Below are 17,575 nucleotides of genomic sequence, written 5' to 3'. Positions count from 1 at the left end.
CGCGCGAAGTTGGTAACCCGACGGGCACAGTCTTGACGGCGCCTCGCTGCTGCGATCAGATGTACGCATAGAGGTTCGCGTACGCTATACGTACAACTGGGAGCCCTGGCGAAAGGCGTGTGGCGAAGCGGCGAAGCGGCTCGCACCCGGTTCGGAGCCGGGCCTGGTTCGACGAAGGTGAGACTCAGTGACTGTCGCGACTTCCCCGTCTGCGCTCTATGCAGCGCGCACTGATCCGGGCCCTTTACGTGTCACGCAGGTGTCGTATGAAGCCGACCGTGTCATTTCCATCCGGCTCGAGCATCCTGAGGGCCGTGAGCTCTCTGCTTGGTCGCCCGGAGCGCACTTGGACTTGCAGTTGCCGAGTGGGCTGATACGCCAGTACTCGCTGTGCGGTGATCCGACGGACCGAACCAGCTACACGTTCGCTGTTCTCCTTGAGGAAGACGGCCGAGGTGGATCAGCCGAGCTTCACAGCCTGCCGCTGGTTGGACGCACACTCACCGTTCGAGCTCTGCGGAACCACTTCCAGTTGGGCGACAGCCCGAGCTATCTCCTGGTCGCGGGCGGCATCGGAGTCACGCCGATGATTCCGATGGTCCGACGACTGGCCGCCGGGTCGGCGCCCTGGAGCCTTCTCTATCTCGGCCGCACGCGCACTGGAATGGCCTTCAGCCGCGAGTTACACGCCTTGGGCGGCCGCTCCGTGCAGATCTTCCCGAGGGACGAGGTTGATCGTCTCGACATCGACGCGGCCATCGCAGCCGCCGGCCCGGACACAGCCGTCTACTGCTGCGGGCCGGATGCCCTCATGAACGCCGTGGCCGAAGCCTGCGCATCCGTCGTGCCCCCTCGCGCACTCCACACCGAGCGGTTCGCCGCCGGCTCCACACCGACGCCTGACCAACCCACCAGCGTGCGGGAGCGGACCGGGTTCACCGTCACGCTCCGCCGCTCCGGTGCCGAGCTCGTCGTCCCGCCCGACCGGAGCATTCTGGACGTCGTCCGCGATGTCATGCCGGACGTGTCGTACTCGTGTGAGGAGGGCTACTGCGGATCGTGCGAGACCCGGGTACTCAGCGGCATCCCCGACCATGCCGACGACATCCTCACACCACAGGAGCGTGAGGCGAACGACACCATGATGATCTGCGTCAGCCGCTCCCGCGCCGACAACATCGTCCTCGACCTGTGAGCCTCACCGACCTGTGAAACTCACCCGGCTCTCCGCGTGGGGCCCACCGTCACAGGCCAGAAGTGACGTCCTCGCCCTTCGCGCCGGGGTCGCCGGCGCGGATGCGATAGACCTGTAGGTGGAGTCCGTAGTACTTGTCGGTTTCGCCGACCCACTGCAAACCCAGACGCTCCGTGGTGGCGATGGCCCGGTGATTGTTCGGCCGGGTCACGGCGAACAGTTCGTCGGTGTGTTGGGTGAAGGCCCAGGCGATCAGCGCGCGGGCAGCCTCGGTCGCATAGCCCTCACCCCACACCTGGGGGTTGAGCTGCCAGCTGATCTCAAGGTCCTCCTCATAGGGAGGCAGCAGCCGGATACCCAGGCCGCCGATCACCGCACCGTCCTTCCTGCGCTGCACCGCCCACCGTCCCCGCGGCGCGGCCAGATTCGGCTGGGCCTCGGTCCAGGCCTGCAACACCGAACGCATCGCTGCCGCGTCGCCGACCCGATCCATCGCGGGCGTCAGCCAGTGCGCGACATCCCCGGAGCCGTAGACCGCCAGAGCGGCCTCGGCGTCATCGGCCGTCCAGTCGCGGATGATGAGCCGCTCGGTGGTCAGGGGCATGTTCATTGCCCGCTCCGTTCTTCGGCAGTCTCCATGATGCCCATCCTCCACTGCCGCGCGGCGCTGCGCGCTGCGGCGCGCGCCGGTGCCCAGCCATTGGGCGGCGTCGCCGAACGGAATCTGAGGAATCGCCTCCGAGGTCAGCCGGCGGTACGCGTGGCGGTCAGGCCGGACAGGATCAGGCTGAGCCACCGGGCGCGGGCGTGGGGCGGCTGGTCTGTCGGGGCGGAGGCGAAGATCAGGTACATGTCCTCGACGGTCACGTCGGGATTCAGGTCGCCCTCGGCCTGCCCCGCGCTGATGATCGCGTTCAGTGCGGCGATGCCGCGTTCCTCCGCACCCATGCCGCTCACGTCGGCGCCCAGGGCGCGCGCCGCAGCTTTCACGGCCTTGTCGGTCACGGCCGCTTCCACGACACGGTGGAGGAACGCCGAGAGTTCGTCGACGGCACGGGCTCCTGCCTTTATCCGCGCGAGTGCGGCTTCGGTCTCGTCGGCCAACGCCCCGACACTTTGCGCGACGACGGCCGTGACGAGCTCGGTCTTGTTCGGAAAGTGCCGGTACAGGGTGCCTACGGCGACGCCCGCGGCAGCCGCGATCTCATCCATCCCGGCATCGGGACCGTACGCGGCGATCTGCCCGCGAGCCGCCTCGAGGATCTTCTGCCGGTTGCGGGCCGCGTCAGCACGCGGGGGCCGGGCAGCCGGGCTCATCAGCGTTCCTTCCGTGGGCGACCGGAGTTGCATCAGTGTGAACCGTGGTTCACTATAGTAGATGAACCATGGTTCACCTTAGTTTACCGGGAGCCGACATGACAGCCAGAACCGCCCTTGTCACCGGTGCGTCCTCCGGCATCGGCGCCGCCACGAGCCGCAAACTCCAGGATCTGGGGTTCACCGTGTACGGCGCTGCACGCCGTGCCGAGCGTCTGCGAGCTCTGACTGAGCGCGACATTCGGGTCCTGGAGATGGACCTGACCGATGACGCGTCCCTGCGCGCGGGGGTCGAGAAGATCGTCGCCGAGACGGGACGGATCGACCTGCTGGTCAACTGTGCGGGCTACGGCGCCTACGGCGCCCTTGAGGACGTGCCCGCGGACGAGGCCAGGCGCCAGTTCGAGGTCAACGTCCTCGGCGCCGTCCGCCTGATCCAACTCGTTCTTCCGTACATGCGCACGCAGCGCGGCGGCACGATCGTCAACGTCACCTCCGTCGGCGGGAAGATCTACACACCGCTCGGCGGCTGGTATCACGCGACGAAGCACGCCCTCGAAGTCCTCAGCGACTGCCTGCGCATCGAAACGAAGCCCTTCGGCGTCAACGTCATCGTCATCGAGCCCGGCAGCATCAAAACCGAATGGGGCGCCATCGCCGCAGAGAATCTGGCGAAGGTATCCGGTCACGGCGCCTACTCCGGACCGGCCGCCGCCATGGGCCACACCTTGAACTCGCCGACGGTAATCAAGCGAAGTTCCGACCCGTCGGTCATCGCCGACTTGATCGGCAAAGCCGTCACCTCTCGCCGGCCCAAGACCCGCTACGTCGCGGGCTTCGCCGGCAAGCCCAGCCTGCTGCTGCGTCGATTCCTACCCGACCGGGCCTTCGATGCGGTCATCTCCCGTGCCAGCGGCATCCGTTCATGAGAGAGGATCAAGACGGTGATCGGGCGCCGGTTCCACAAGCCCGACACCGTCCAGGGCGTGCACTACCTGCTACAGCGTCACCGCGTTCGCCAGCCCGGAACACCTGATCGCCGCTGTCCATCGCGAACTACGCGAGGTTCAGTGCCGGCCCTGGCTCATCGACGGCGCCCTGACCGGCACCGGGACTTCTAATCGGCGGGCTCGGGGGTCAAGTCCCTAACGGCACACCGATCGGCCGGGCTCGCGGCGCTGACGCTGACGCCGCCGATGGCTGTGGCCTGGGCGCCGACCGCTCAGGCCAAGCCGTCCCACATGCGAGCAGCACAGGGTCCGCATCTGCGGTCCATGGAGCCCATCGGAAGCCGCTTCACCGGTTCGGCCGTCGAGAGGCCGACATCGGTCCAAATAGGAACGCTTGTGCTCGAGAATCGGGCATGGGAAGCTATCGCAGAGCACTTACAAGTGATCGAGCCGTCACACTGGGTCGCGCTCTCGGGATCACGACACGTTCCCGGCCTCGGGTCCCGGCAGCTGCCGAGTCCATGAGAGCCGGCATAGCGATCCGGCCCGACCAGCCTCCTGCCTCGCGGTCAGTCCATTCAGTCCTCTGCGACACGCGCCCCGCAGGCAGGAGATGCCTGCGCACCATTCGCGATTCGCCGGGGATGCCGCTGTCCGGTTGTTCAGGTGAGTGAGTAGGAGTTGGGAATTGATGGCTGCCGGCGCCCTGACGGTGGAGGATCACCGTGACGCGTCCCTGCTGAGGCGTATGCGTGATGACGTCGAGCCGGGGATCCGCGCCGCGATCGGCCGGCTCCCGGCCGGGTTGCGGCACATCGGCGGCTACCACCTGGGGTGGTGGGACGAGCGGGGAAGTCCGGAGTCTGGGACGGGGGGCAAGGCTGTTCGGGGTGCCCTGGTGCTGGCGGCCAACCGCGCTATGGGCGGCGACGCCGCGCTGAGCGGGGCCGTCGCGGTCGAGCTGGTCCACAACTTCACACTGGTGCACGACGACGTGATGGACCGGGATGCGACGCGGCGGCATCGTCCGACTGTGTGGGCCGTGTTCGGCATCGCCGACGCGATCCTCATCGGTGATGCGTTGCAGGCACTGGCCGTCAGCGTCCTGGCACAGGACCCTCATGCCGCGGCGCTGCCCGCGATGGGTCGCCTGGCCGGTTGCATGATCGAGCTTTGCCAGGGGCAGAGCGCCGACTGCGCCTTCGAGCACCGGACCGACATCACCCTGGGGCAGTGCGAGGCGATGGCGATGGGGAAGACCGGTTCCTTGTTCGGCAGTGCCTGCGCCATAGGCGCTCTGTACGCGGGTGCGGCACCCAGCGCGGTGGACGCGCTGGACGAGTTCGGGCGCCAGCTGGGCCTGGCGTTCCAACTCGTCGACGACCTACTGGGGATCTGGGGCGACCCGGCGGTCACCGGCAAGCCGGCGGGCGCCGATCTGCTGGCGCGCAAGAAATCACTGCCGGTCGTCGCCGCCCTGACCTCCGGCACCGCCGCCGGGGAGGAACTCGCGGCCGTCTACAACACCGACCTGCCTTTGGACGACGCCGGGCTCGAACGCGTCGCGGACCTGGTGGAGCGGGCGGGCGGACGCGACTGGGCCCGGAACCGGGCGGCTGAGCGCCGCGCCGCGGCCCTGGCGCAGCTCAGGACCGTGGTCCCCGATGCCGAGCAGTCACGGGATCTGTTGACGCTGGCCGACTTGCTCACCCGCCGAGTCAACTGATCCTTGTTCGTCTCGCGAGAGGAGCGCCGACATCCGTGCACCGCACGCACAGGATCTGCTCGACGGGTTGACGGACCGCCCCTGGAGCGACTTATCCCCCTCGGTCTACGAGACCGGGCGACTGGTGTCCCTGGCGCCATGGCTGACCGGCCACCGCGCCCGGATCGCCTACCTTCTGGAGTCCCAGCGCCCCGACGGAGGCTGGGGGCAATCCGCGGACGGCTACGGCCTGGTGCCCACACTGAGTGCCGCCGAGGCGCTCCTGAACACGCTCCTCGCCGACCCAGCCGTCGCCTCCGTCGCGGATCAGGCTTCTGTCTTACTAACGGTGCGTCGCGCTCTGGCGAACCTGTTCGCCGTCCTGAGGCCGGGCGCTGTGCTGCCAATCCCCGACACACCGGCGATCGAGATCATCGTGGCTTCCCTGGTGTCCGCGCTCAACAACGCCCTGGATCGGCTCCCGCACTCTGCGGTGAGCGGCTTGGACGCCTGGCGCGGCAACGGACGGCTGCACCTACCGTCCGGCGTGGACGACACCGTCCTGACGCGAATGCGCTCGCTACTCGAGACCGGCAGCGAGCTCCCGACCAAGCTGCTGCACGCCTTGGAGGTGGCAGGGTCCGCGGCAGACGGGGCGCTCGGAGTCCGACCGACGCTACCTCAGGGCACTGTCGGTGCCTCACCGGCGGCCACCGCTGCCTGGCTCGGCACCAAGCAGCCTGCTGACTCCGGCCGGGCCCCGGTGCGCTACCTGGAGAGCGTCGCGGACGAGTATGGCGGCCCGGTTCCCTGCGCCGTCCCGCTCGACGTCTTCGAGCGGGCCCAGGTAATCGCCACCTTCTCCCGAGCCGGCATCCCCGTGAAGGTCTCCACCACCCTCAGAGCCGGCCTCACCGCCCTGCTCGGCCCCAGCGGCTCCCCCGGCGGAGCGGGCTTGCCGCCGGACGCCGACACCTCCTCCATCCTCTTGTTCGCTCTGTCCCAGCTGGGCGCCGAGCCGGACCTGGAGTGCCTGTGGCCCTATGAGCTCTCGACTCACTTCTGCACCTGGCCCGGCGAGGACAACCCGTCCCCCAGCGCCAACGCCCACGTCCTGGAAATCCTCGCGGCCGCCGACCACCCGCCGACCATCACCGCAAACCAGGTACGACGCTACGGCGAAGCCGGAGCCAAGCTCACGTCCTGGCTCCTGGAACAGCAGCGGGACGACGGCAGCTGGCAGGACAGATGGCACGCCTCACCGCTCTACGCCACCCAGTGCTGCACCCTCGCGCTGGCCCGCACGGGCGCCCCGACTGCCGCCTCCGCCGTCGGCAAGGCGGTGAGCTGGGTCCTGGCCACCCAACGCCCCGACGGCTCCTGGGGCCGCTGGAACAGCACCGCCGAGGAAACCGCCTACGCGCTACAGATCCTGCTGCTCACCGGCAGCCAGGAGCTCACCGACACCGTCGCGCACGCCGCGGCTCGCGGGCACCGCTTCCTTCAGAAAAGCGCCAAAACCGGCCACGAGGCCTTGTGGCATGACAAGGATCTCTACGCTCCCCAGGCCATCGTCGAGGCAGCCGTTCTCGCCTCCACCCACCTCGCCGAGACCCACCCCGCAGTGGTCCGAGCGGCGGCCCGCCTGTGAACTCCGAAGCATCCACACCGGCCGACAGCACCACCGGCACCGCCGCTCCGAGCCCTGCGAACCGCCCCCAGGAGTACTACCGCGACCTTCGCGCCGCGGCAGGGGCCGTGGCGGACCTCAACGGACGCCTCACTGTGCTGGGCCGAAGCGAGGTGGAAAGCGCGCTGCGGGCACCGCACACCTTCTCCTCACGCATGGACGCCGTCGATCTGGGCAACGCCCGGCCGCTGATCCCGCTCCAGATCGACCCGCCCGACCACGCCCAGTACCGACGCGTCCTGGACCCCTTATTCAGCCCCAAGAACATCGCTCACCTGGCACCCGTCATCACCACCCGGGTCACCGAGCTCATCGACGCCGTGATCGCGCAAGGACACTGCGACTTCAGCGCCGACCTCGCCGTCCCGCTGCCGTTCCTGGTCTTCGGCGACCTGCTCGGCCTGCCGCGCCACGAGCACCCGGCGCTGATGTCGATCGTCGACGACATCGTGCGCCCCGGCCCGCAGGACTCGGCCGGGCGCAGCGCCGCCCAAGCCGGCGAACGGTGCTACGCCCTGTTCTCCCAGGCGCTGGACGAACGAGCCCGGACGCCTCGCGACGACCTGCTCACCCACCTCCTGAACGCGACGGTCGACGGACGCCGGCCAAGCCGCGAAGAACTCCTCGACATGTGCTACATGCTGCTGCTCGGCGGCATGGACACCACCAGCGACGCCCTGGAGTGCGCGTTCGCCTTCCTCGCCACCCACCCCGAGCACCGCCGGCAGATCGTCGACGAACCGGGCATCGTCCCCACCGCCGTCGAGGAACTCCTGCGATGGGAGTCCCCGACCAGCAGCGTGCGCCGCTATCTTCTGACCGACACCGAGCTGGGCGGCTGCCCCATGAGCGCCGGACAGCGGGTGAACGTCGTCCTGGCCTCCGCCAACACCGACGACGGCCACACCCCGGACGCCTTCGAAGTCGACCTGCACCGCACCCCGAACCAGCACATCGCCTTCGGTGCCGGCGCCCACCGCTGCCTGGGCGCTCATCTGGCTCGGATGGAACTGAGAACCGTCCTTCAGGAATGGCACCGACGAATCCCCGAGTACACCCTGGCGGCCGGCCACTCACTGGACTTCCGCCTCGGCGGAACCCTGCGCTACCTAGAACAGCTACCGCTCACCTGGCCGATGCCTACTCGCTGGGACGGTAGTCGGTATTGAGGTAGAAGGTCGTCGTGTAGTCGATGAGGCGCAGCACTCCCGCTGCCGCGTTGCTCTCCTGGATCACCGGCGCCAGGATCTTCGCGCACCGGGCGCGGCGCTGCCGAATCTCGCTGTGCACCCACGGCTCATCGATTCCTTGGAGCATCAGAATATTGAGAGACGCCGGTTCGCCCAGCTCCCGCTTATAGGTCGCGAGGTCGTTTGCCAATCGGACGGCGACCACAGCTTCGGACATCGCCGCCGTGAGTGCCTCAAGCTGGGGAAGAAGGTCGGTTGATTCGGATGCGAGCCAGATGGACGAGCGGACAAAGGCACTGCCGATGGTGAATGCATGCTCAAGGTACTCAGCGACGCTGGGTTCAGGCGCTCCGGCCGCCCGGGCGAGCGCGGTGTCACGCTCCCACATCAACCCCGTCAACAGGCGGTCAAGTGTGCTGCTCCACAGGCCGCCCACAGTCTCGAACAATGGCCGCGCGGCCAGCTCCTCGCGCAGTTCGGCAAGGACGATTTCTGTGGAAGAGCCTGGGTCGGGGGCAGCACCCGTGGCGATATCGAGGAGGCGGGGTACGTCGAGCGGGGCCCTTTCCACGATGTCGTCGATATGGAAGACCCACAAGGCGGTACGGCAACCCGGAAGCAGTTCATGCGGCTTGAGCCAAGGGCTACAGAAGGTGTGAGTGAGGGCCACAGGCAGTACCAGATCCGGATCGACAACCGCCGGAAAACGCGTCGCCCATCGCTGGAGTGACCGAGTCACCTGCAACGTGGCCGCTCCGGCAACCGCGCTCGCAACCGGGTCTGGCAGGCTCATGGTCGCCATACGCCCCATCCTGAGTGAGAAGTCCACGGCGCGCCTCCACTTCGGCCGAACTCGCGGGGTTCCGACAGTAAGGGTTCTGCGTGCGGTGACGTAAATCAGGGTTCTGAGCAACTTGGCGCCAACCACCCTTGCGTCGCACCCGGGGTGCGAGGAGGATGGCCCGTAAGCGCACGGTATCCGTCTCGATCTCCTGTGTAACCATCTGACGGGCAGTCCCGGATTCCGGCCAGGCTTTGCCGACGGGGCTTCACGCCCTTGCGCGCCAGGTATGTGTGACCCAGGGAGGGGCACCATGTCCGAACAGTCCAACATCGCGATCGTCCGGGAGCTCTACGCCGCGCTGAGCAAGGGGGACACGGCGCACGTCGCCGAGACGCTGCTCGGCGACCGCGTGCGCCTGAACGTCTCCGGCAGCCACCACGCGCACGCCCGCGAGCACAAGGGCAAGCAGAACGTCGCGTCCTACTTCTCCTCCATCCAGAGTCTCGCCGACGGCATCACGATCGAGCCCGAAACCGTCGCCGCCTCCGGAGACCAGGTGCTCGCCGTGATCCGGGTGCAACGCCACAGTGCCGGCGCGCCCGGCCGCTCGCTCGACATCCGCGAGGCGCAGGCCTTCACCGTCACCGACGGAAAAATCACGCAGATCACCAACTACGCCGGCGACCAGAAGGCCAAGGACGACTTCTTCGCCTGACATACACGCACCGAGGAAACCGTCCGCCGCGCAGGCCCCCGAGCACACGCTCAGGGGCCTGCGCGGGAACCGGCCTCGTGGGCCGGCACCATGAACCGCGCCATCTCGCCCACATCTCGCCGGCAGGTGGGAGGGAATCGGGAGCTGAACGTGTGAGCGGAAACTGTGCCGCTCATGTACGACGATCCGTGGGAAGAGGCGAACTACCCGCTGCACCACGATGCGGAGTTGCGGGAGCGGTTGATCGGCGGGGGCTGCGCCAGGGTCGTGGTTCTCAGCCCGCTCATCGGTCAGAGCATGCTGGACCTCTACTTCCCGCAGGGCCTCGGCTTGCCGCCGGTCCGCCGCTTCGCCCGCAACGCGACGCGGGACGAACTGGAACTGGCCGAACTAGCCGCCGAAGCCACGAGGCCGGCCGCCGCCGACCGCTGGATCGCCGAAGGGGAAGTCTGGGCCGAGTACTTCCTGGCACGCGCCGAAGCGGTCGTCTCGGTCGAGACCGACTGGATCGACTTCATCGCCGGCCCGCGCCGGCCCCGGCCCCCGCGCCTCGATCTCGACAGGGTCTGGAAGTGGATCCGCAGCGCGCGGGATAAACGTCGGCACCGCAGCGCGCTCGACCTTCTGCCGCTCGCCACCGCCAGCCGGACCGCGATGAAGCCGACCAGCTTGGCGATCGCCGAGGACGAGTACCCGGAGAAGCTGATCCGGGTCACGTCGCGGGCGCAGGTGCGCGCGCTGCGGAAGGTCCGGGCCGCCGGATCCTGACGCCAGTCGTGGCTTGCCCGGCTTCGACGGGGACTGATAGGACCGCCACATGCCCATGGCCTGGTCGACCTTCGAATCGGCGCTCGACGGAGTCCCGACCGCGTCCGCAGGCCTCGACGCCCTGCTCGGCTCGCACGCACTCGAGGTGCTGGCGCTGCTCGACGCGGTCGGCGCCGAGGACGCGGGGCCGCTGCTCAGGCGAGCGGTGGCGGCCGAGCCGTCGGAACGCGAGGCGGACCTGGACGCCGCGCTGCGGATCATCGCCGAGCATGCGGATGTGGAGGCGCTGGTTCCCGAAGCCGATGTGGACGTTCGTTACGACGAGATCGTGCAGGCCCTGCTTGTGGTCCTGCTGATCGGCTCCGAGCTGCGCGACGGCCCCGAGATACTACGTCTTCGCTGCCTGATGGCGGCCACAGCATTCGAAGCGCATATCGCAGCCCTGCAAGGCCAGGTCGAACGGCATGCGGTAAACAAGGAGGCCAACGCGGCGAGGCGGGCATTGGCGAGGGTCATGCAAGTTGTGGTGCACGACTTCGAATCGCGGGACAAGGCGGCGCGTAAGGCGGCGCGAAAGCGCTGATCGGCCGAGCGGCCCCGGTCCGGGCCGGGGTCCAGCCGACCCGTCCCGAAGGACAGGCCGGCCGGGCCCGGCTCCCAGCCTCACCCACCGGCCACCGGCGCGTACCCCGCCGACCGCATCGTGAAGGCCCCGCGGCCTTGTGTGCGGCTGCGCAGGCGCGTGGCGTAGCCGAAGACCTGCGCCAGCGGGATGGTCGCGGTGACCACCGCCGTGGTGCCCCGGCTCGTGGAGTCCGTGACGCGGCCTCGGCGGGCGGCCAGGTCGCCGAGGACGGTGCCGACCGTGTCGTCCGGGGTGGTGACCGTCAGCTCCGCCACCGGTTCCAGCACCGTCAGGGTGCTGGCTCGCAGCGCTGCGCGCAGGCCCATCAGCCCTGCTGTGCGGAAGGCCATCTCCGAGGAGTCCTTCACGTGGGTGGCCCCGTCGAGGAGCACCACGCGCAGGCCCGTCACCGGGTGGCCGGCCAGGGGGCCGGTGGTCAGGGCGTCGCGGCAGCCGGCTTCGACCGCGCGGATGTACTCGCGGGGGACGCGGCCGCCGGTGACGCGGGATTCGAAGGTGAAGCCCGTGGCGCCGAGGGTGTCGGTCAGGGGGCTGACTTCCAGGACCACGTGTGCCCACTGGCCGGAGCCGCCTTCCTGTTTGACGTGCCGGTAGACGAAGCCGGTCACGCCCGACACCACCGCTTCGCGCAGCGCCACCTGCGGGCGCCCGACGGTCACGGCGATCTCCTTCTCCTGCCTGATCTTCTCCACTGCCACCTCCAAGTGCAGCTCGCCCAGTCCTGACAACAATGTCTGGCCGGTCTCGGGGTCGGTGCGGACCGACAGGGACGGATCCTCCTCGACCGCCCGCGCCAGCGCCGCCGCCAACCGGCCGGTGTCGGCGTTGCGGTCCGCCTCGACCGCGACCGACACCACCGGCTCGCCCGAACCCGAACCCGAAGACTCCAGCAGGACCGGGGCTTCGGGCGCGGCCAACGTCGCGCCGGTCACCGCGTGCTTCGGCCCGACCAGGGCGACGATGTCACCGGCCACCGCCTGGTCGACCTCGCTGTGCCGGTCGGCCTGCACCCGCAGGATCCGCCCGACCCGCTCGGTCCGCCCGGCGCCGACGTCCAGGACCGAATCGCCCTTGCGCAGGGTCCCGGAGTACAGCCGCACGAACGTCAGCCGGCCAGTGCCAGTCGCCTGCACCTTGAACACCAGCGCCGCCAAAGGCTGCTCCGGATCGGCATCCGACCGGTCCAGAGGCGAAGGCAGGTAGTCGACCACCGCGTCCAGCAGCGGCTCGATCCCCCGGTCCTTGTACGCCGCACCGCACAGCACGACGACGACCTCACCGGAAGCAGTCAGATCGCGCAGCGCCGCTCCCAACGTCTCCGCAGAGAGCTGCGACCGCTCGGCGAACTCCTCCAGCGCCGCCGCATGCCGCTCGGCGACAGCCTCCTCCAGCCTCCGCCGACGCCGGCCGGCCTCGTCCGCCAGCGCCTCAGGAACCACGCCTTCGGCCATGGTGCCGTCAGCCCATGTCAGAGCCCGCATTCGGACCAGGTCGACGACACCCTCGAACTCCCCCTCGCTCCCGATCGGCAGCTGCACCGCCAGCGGCACCGCGTGCAGCCGCTGGCGGATGGACTCCACCGCCGCGTCGAGATCGGCGCCGGTCCGGTCCATCTTGTTCACGAAGGCGATCCGGGGCACGCCGTACCGGTCGGCCAGCCGCCACACCGCCTCGCTCTGCGGCTCGACCCCGGCCACCGCGTCGAACACCGCGACGGCGCCGTCCAGCACCCGCAGCGCCCGCTCCACCTCGGCGGAGAAGTCGACGTGCCCGGGGGTGTCGATGAGGTTCAGCCGGTGCCCGGCCCAGTCGCAGCTGACGGCCGCGGCGAAGATCGTGATGCCGCGCTTGCGCTCCTGCGGGTCGAAGTCGGTGACGGTGGTGCCGTCGTGCACCTCGCCGCGCTTGTGCACGGCGCCGGTCAGGAACAGCACGCGTTCGGTGACGGTGGTCTTCCCGGCGTCCACGTGCGCCAGGATGCCCAGGTTGCGGACCAGGGACAGGGAACGCCGGGTCAGGTTTGCCCGCATGATGGATCGATCCTTCGGATTTCGCTGTGCGATCCGCGGCGCCGGTCGCCCGGCGGTCGCGGTGGATCAGGACAGCGCGATGCCCGGACTCGGCCGCCGCACAGCCGCGGGCGAAAGCCCGAGGAAGGCGGGAAAAGCGAGAAAGGCAGCCGAATCAGACCCTGAACATCAACTCTGTCAGAGGCCGGATGAAGTCCGGGAGAGGTCTCAGCGCAGGCCGCGCAGCCGGCGCCGAGCCGGCGAAGACACCAGGATCACGTCGAAGGGGTGCCGGGAGGCGAGGATGGCGGAAGTGCCGCGGGTCATGATCCCTCCCCATCATCGGAACGTGCGAACGTGTTGCCGCGAGGCTAGCTGATCGGCGGGACGGGGGAAACTGGTTTCATGCGCATCGATCTCTCCGTGGACGGCCACCCGGTCGTCATCCGTGACCTGGAGCCCGCCGACGAGCCGGCGGTGCTGGCCGTCTTCGCCGCCTCCGACGACTGGTTCCTGGCCGCGACCGGCCAGCCGTCCGCACCCGGCGACGTGCAGAGCGCCTACTACTCGCTACCGGAGGGGTGCGACTTCGAAGACAAGGTGCTGCTGGTCATCGAGGCGGCGCGGGAAGTGGTCGGGTTCGTCGACGCCCTGCGTCAGTACCCGCACACCGCCTCGGTCGGGATCGGGACGTTCCTGATCCGCCCGGAGTACCGGCGGCTCGGGATCGGGCGGGCGGTGGCCGGGGCGCTTTCGGCGGCGGCGGTCGAGCAGGACATCGCGCAGATCAGCACGCACGTCGTCGAGGGCTGGGTTCCCGGCCGCAAGTTCCTGGCCGCGCTCGGCGCCACCTTCTCCCAACCCGCGGTGCCGGGTGGGGCGGGCAACCGCACCGTCGGGCCGCACGAGGGCGCGCGAAAGGTGATCCCCGCCACAATCGTCATCGGCTGAGCATGACAGTTCCCTGATCTTGGCCTGATCAGAGCCTTTCCTCGGACGATTGCGACAAACCCGCCAGCCGGCGGCCGATTCGGCAACAGTGAGCGATTCTCAGATCATTCTCAGTAGCCACCGATAACCCCCTGTGCGATACTCTTCACAAGAACTGAACATTGGTTCCCAAAGCACCGCCTCGGCAAAACGAGGTGAAATCAGACCTCTTGCCAGGGGGGAGCATGCGAGCTCTCGACTGGGCGCCGACGCGCGCCCGGTTGTTGCCGCCGGACACCACCGACTTCACCGGACGGCTCTGCGAGCTGGCCGCGCTCACCAACCCTGCGACGTTCCCCTCTCACGCCGCCGCGTTGTTCGTGCTGACCGGCTCGGGCGGCACCGGCAAGACCGCGCTGGCGGTGCGCGCCGCCCGGCTGGCCGGCGACTCCTTCCCGGACGCGCATCTGTACGCCGACCTCGGCGGCTACACCGGCGTGCCGACCCCGGTCCCGGACGTGCTGCGCCGCTTCCTGCGCGCCCTGGGCGCCACCGGCCCGCTGCCGGAGGACCAGGACGAGTTGGTCGGGATGTTCCGCACCGCGCTGGCCGGACAGCGCTGCCTGGTGGTCCTGGACGACGCCGCCGACGAGGCGCAGGTCCGGCCGCTGCTGCCGGCCGGCCCGGACGCGCTGGCCATCGTCACCAGCCGCAACTGGCTCGGCGGCCTGGCCGGGGCGCTGCCGCTGCGGCTCGGGCCGATGCCGGACGCCGAGGCGGCGGCCATGCTGGCCCGGGCGCTGGGTCCGCGCTGGACCGGCAAGGAGGACGTGGACGGCCTGCTGGCGCTGTGCGGATACCTGCCGCTGGCGATCCGCATCGCGGCCGCGCGCCTGCTGTCCCGGCCGCAGATGAGCGTCGACGACCTCTGCGACCAACTCCGCGACGAGCGCCGCCGGCTCAAGCGGCTCACCGCCGGCGACATCACCGTGCAGGGCGTCCTGACCTCCTCCTACGAAGCCCTGGACGGCCCCGACCGCGAGGTGTTCCGGCGCCTGGCGCTGCTGCGCGGCTACGACTTCTGCCCGGAGGCCGCGGCGCGGGTCGCCGGGATCACCCGGGAGGAGGCGCAGGAGGCGCTGGACCGGATGGCCGACCGCAGCGTGGTCCGCGCCGAATCCGAGCCCGGCCGCTACAGCCTGCACTCGCTGGCCCGGCTGTTCGCCGCCGACCGGCTGGCCGCCGATGAGGACGCTGATACGGTCCGCGCCGCCGAGGCCGGGCATCTGCGTTGGCTGCTGGGCCGGGTGCGGGCCGCGGCGGATCTGGTGGATCCGGCCATGGTCCGCTTGCCGGCCGCCGAGATCGGTGACGCCGGCGCGCTCGCGGCCTCTGGCGAAGGCGCTGGGCCCGACGGCGTCGGCGAGGCTCGCGAGACCGAGCGGACCGGCGAGACCGCGATTGCGACCGTGACTGGACACACCGCCACACCGTCGATCGCCGACCACCGCCGGACGACCAGAAGCCCTCGCGACACCGTCCCGGTCCCGACCCCAGCCCCGGCCCACCGCGAAGCCGCCCTGGCCTGGCTGGACGCCGAGCGCCACAACCTGCTCGCCCTGGTCCGGCACCACCGCCGCTTCGGCGACCCGGCCGTGTGCTGGACCGTCCCGGACGCCCTGCGCGGCTACTACCAGCAACGCCGCCGCCTGCGCGACTGGATCCGGATGGCCGAGATCGGGCTGGCCGCCGCACAGGGCGCGCGGAACCTGCGGGCCCAGGCCGCGATGCACCTGAGCCTGGGCATGGCCGCCTTCGCCTCCGACCGGCTCGCCGAGGCCGAGGACCACTATCAGCGCACTGTCGCGCTCGGCCTGAACGCGGGCTGGCAGGAGATAGAGGCCGCGGCCTATCGCTGCCTGGCCGGGATCGCGCTGGCCCTCGGGGACACCGCGACGTCGGAGAAGTACCTGTCGCTGTGGGCTGATCTCAATGAAACACTGGAGCAACGCCTGGACGCCGACGCCGCGCTCCTGACCGCCGAGCAGCCGCAGGGCGAGGCACAACCCGGCTCGCCCGCCGTGCCCATGCCCGAACCCGACGCCGCGGCGGCCAAGAAGTGGTCGGTCCTCAGCCGCCGCGAACAGACCGTGGCCCGGCTCGTGGTGCAAGGCCTGACCAACCAGCAGATCGCCAAGCGGATCCGGTGCTCGCCGGAGACGGTGAAGTTCCACCTGCGGAACATCTTCCGCAAGCTGGCCATCGGGTCGCGCGTGGAGATCGCCCGGTTCGTACTCGTGTCCAGCGGGCCGAGGTAGGACGCCGAGGTGGAGGCACCGAGGTAGGGGCAAGGCTCGAAACCGTTGCGCACAAGGGCCCCGGCGCAAAGGACCCGCCGCCGTCAGCCGACCAAAACCTCCAGCAGACACAGCTCGACCCCGATCCCGCCGACCTCGCCGGCCTGCCGCCGGAACGTGGTCAGCTCCAGGCCGAGCCCGTCGGCCATGACCCGCAGCCGTTCCTTGTTGCCGAGGGTGTTGAAGCCCAGGAACATGCGGCCGTGCGGGGTGAGTAGCTTCGGGCCCTGGCTCAGGAATCTGCTGTGGATGGCGTAGTCGCGGTCGAAGAAGGCCCATTGGAGCTCGTCCAGGTACTCGAACTCCGGCGGTGCGTCGATGACGTTGGAGTTCCAGTAGATGACGTCGTACTGCCCGTCGGTGTCCAGGGCGTCGAACAGATCGCTGCGCAGGACCCGGACGCGGTCGGCCACGCCGTGCCGCTCGGCGTTCGCCGCCGTGTTCCGGACCGCCGCCGAGGAGATGTCCAGGGCGGTGACCCGCGCGCAGCCGGTGAGCGCGGCGGTCACGGCCGTGACCCCGGCGCCGGAGCCGATCTCCAGGAACGAGCCGCCGACCGGGAATGGCAGCCAGCTGGAGAATAGTTCCGTCGTGGTGGTGTGGATGGGGGCGAACACCCCGGGTAGCAGGGTCCAGGTGCGGCCCAGCAGGTCGAACTGCTCCGGCCGGCCCTCGACGGCGGCGTGCCGGTCGCTCAGGGCGGCACCGGCGGCCATCGGCGGGCTGTAGCCGATCGGCTCGGTGATCCGTACCGTCCGTACCGTCTGGACCGTCCGCACCGCTTCGGCGAACCTGGTCCGATCACACATCGTCTCGACCTCGTTTCGTGGGGGTGGGCGCGGACGCCCTCAGGCGCTCGGTCCCGGTATGTATGCCTGGGCGCCGGCCCGTACGGCCGGCGCCCAGGTTTGGCCGCTCGCAAGCGACTCGCCGCCCCACACGGCAGTCGCCTCGTCGGCCAGCTATGTTGTTGACCAGCTCGCCGCCGCGCTCAGCGAAGAACGCCACCCCGCTGAACAGTAAGTCCGGAGACCCGCCACGAACTCCGGGGCGACGAGCCGGTCGTCACAGAGCGACTCCGCACCTTGGCGCCCCGGCAGCGGGACGTGGACCAGCGGCTCGCCCTCCGCGGATCCGTTCTCCCGCCGGACGTAGGCCGGAAACCCCACGCCGCGGTGCGTCGGCAGGACCAGGTGGCCGCACCCAGGTATACGCGCAGCTTGCCACGCGTGCTCATCGCACCATCACTCTAGTCACCGCGGTCACGTCACTGATCGTCGCACGCGCGCGAATGAGTGGATAACCGCTGGCGTTTGCAT

General features: G+C 69.6%; 15 protein-coding genes. 10 read left to right on the top strand and 5 right to left on the bottom strand.

What is annotated here, in order from left to right; translation table 11 throughout:
* Positions 1-187 precede the first annotated feature (187 nt).
* Positions 188-1,195 carry a PDR/VanB family oxidoreductase gene (locus tag IZR01_RS53290; protein WP_323747023.1) on the top strand — a complete coding sequence of 336 codons (1,008 nt, stop codon included), beginning with the start codon at positions 188-190 and terminating at the stop codon, positions 1,193-1,195.
* Between the two features lie 49 nt (positions 1,196-1,244).
* On the opposite strand, the gene IZR01_RS16190 is transcribed toward IZR01_RS53290, so the two are convergent.
* Together IZR01_RS16190 and IZR01_RS16185 are read right to left on the bottom strand one after the other, a co-directional pair.
* Positions 1,245-1,805: a GNAT family N-acetyltransferase gene (locus IZR01_RS16190; protein WP_194892744.1), complete on the bottom strand. Its 561-nt coding sequence runs from the start codon at positions 1,803-1,805 to the stop codon at positions 1,245-1,247.
* Between the two features lie 134 nt (positions 1,806-1,939).
* Positions 1,940-2,512 carry a TetR/AcrR family transcriptional regulator gene (locus tag IZR01_RS16185; protein ID WP_194892729.1) on the bottom strand — a complete coding sequence of 191 codons (573 nt, stop codon included), beginning with the start codon at positions 2,510-2,512 and terminating at the stop codon, positions 1,940-1,942.
* 98 nt (positions 2,513-2,610) lie between these two features.
* On the opposite strand from IZR01_RS16185, the gene IZR01_RS16180 reads away from it, so the two are divergent.
* From IZR01_RS16180 to IZR01_RS53285, 4 genes are all read left to right on the top strand, one after another.
* Complete coding sequence (locus IZR01_RS16180; protein ID WP_194892730.1) at positions 2,611-3,441, top strand: oxidoreductase; 831 nt, start codon at positions 2,611-2,613, stop codon at positions 3,439-3,441.
* 712 nt (positions 3,442-4,153) lie between these two features.
* The gene (locus IZR01_RS16175; RefSeq protein WP_194892731.1) at positions 4,154-5,188 is read left to right on the top strand and encodes a family 2 encapsulin nanocompartment cargo protein polyprenyl transferase; all 1,035 of its coding nucleotides are present in this window, start codon (positions 4,154-4,156) and stop codon (positions 5,186-5,188) included.
* A gap of 67 nt (positions 5,189-5,255) precedes the next feature.
* Positions 5,256-6,818 (top strand): prenyltransferase/squalene oxidase repeat-containing protein, encoded by a 1,563-nt coding sequence (locus IZR01_RS16170; RefSeq protein WP_228554145.1) that lies wholly within the window; start codon positions 5,256-5,258, stop codon positions 6,816-6,818.
* Positions 6,815-8,026: a cytochrome P450 gene (locus tag IZR01_RS53285; RefSeq protein ID WP_194892732.1), complete on the top strand. Its 1,212-nt coding sequence runs from the start codon at positions 6,815-6,817 to the stop codon at positions 8,024-8,026. The genes IZR01_RS16170 and IZR01_RS53285 overlap by 4 nt, the downstream gene beginning before the upstream one ends.
* Here IZR01_RS53285 and IZR01_RS16160 read toward each other — a convergent pair.
* A complete protein-coding gene (locus IZR01_RS16160) occupies positions 7,998-8,849 on the bottom strand; it encodes a terpene synthase family protein (RefSeq protein WP_194892733.1) in 852 nt (283 codons plus the stop codon). The genes IZR01_RS53285 and IZR01_RS16160 overlap by 29 nt on opposite strands.
* Before the next feature lie 292 nt (positions 8,850-9,141).
* Here IZR01_RS16160 and IZR01_RS16155 point away from each other — a divergent pair, with 292 nt between their 5' ends.
* From IZR01_RS16155 to IZR01_RS16145, 3 genes are all read left to right on the top strand, one after another.
* Complete coding sequence (locus IZR01_RS16155; RefSeq protein WP_194892734.1) at positions 9,142-9,546, top strand: nuclear transport factor 2 family protein; 405 nt, start codon at positions 9,142-9,144, stop codon at positions 9,544-9,546.
* 174 nt (positions 9,547-9,720) lie between these two features.
* Positions 9,721-10,314 (top strand): hypothetical protein, encoded by a 594-nt coding sequence (locus IZR01_RS16150; protein WP_194892735.1) that lies wholly within the window; start codon positions 9,721-9,723, stop codon positions 10,312-10,314.
* Positions 10,315-10,363: 49 nt separating this feature from the next.
* Entirely contained in the window at positions 10,364-10,897 is a 534-nt protein-coding gene (locus IZR01_RS16145) for a hypothetical protein (RefSeq protein WP_194892736.1), read from the top strand.
* 80 nt (positions 10,898-10,977) lie between these two features.
* Here IZR01_RS16145 and fusA read toward each other — a convergent pair whose 3' ends face one another.
* Complete coding sequence (gene fusA / locus IZR01_RS16140) at positions 10,978-12,990, bottom strand: elongation factor G (RefSeq protein ID WP_194892737.1); 2,013 nt, start codon at positions 12,988-12,990, stop codon at positions 10,978-10,980.
* Positions 12,991-13,374: 384 nt separating this feature from the next.
* Here fusA and IZR01_RS16135 point away from each other — a divergent pair, with 384 nt between their 5' ends.
* Together IZR01_RS16135 and IZR01_RS16130 are read left to right on the top strand one after the other, a co-directional pair.
* Positions 13,375-13,920, top strand: coding sequence for a GNAT family N-acetyltransferase (locus IZR01_RS16135; protein WP_194892738.1), 546 nt, complete (start codon positions 13,375-13,377; stop codon positions 13,918-13,920).
* A gap of 224 nt (positions 13,921-14,144) precedes the next feature.
* On the top strand, positions 14,145-16,217 hold the full coding sequence (locus IZR01_RS16130) for a LuxR C-terminal-related transcriptional regulator (protein WP_194892739.1): 2,073 nt from the start codon (positions 14,145-14,147) through the stop codon (positions 16,215-16,217).
* Between the two features lie 83 nt (positions 16,218-16,300).
* Here the strand turns inward: IZR01_RS16130 and IZR01_RS16125 are convergent, their stop codons facing one another.
* Positions 16,301-17,065, bottom strand: a complete 765-nt coding sequence (locus tag IZR01_RS16125; protein WP_228559603.1) for a methyltransferase — start codon at positions 17,063-17,065, stop codon at positions 16,301-16,303.
* Between the last annotated feature and the right edge of the window lie 510 nt (positions 17,066-17,575).

Source organism: Catenulispora pinisilvae (assembly GCF_015356865.1).
GTDB classification, from domain to species: Bacteria; Actinomycetota; Actinomycetes; order Streptomycetales; family Catenulisporaceae; genus Catenulispora; species Catenulispora pinisilvae.
This window is presented reverse-complemented; position numbering and strand designations above follow the sequence as displayed.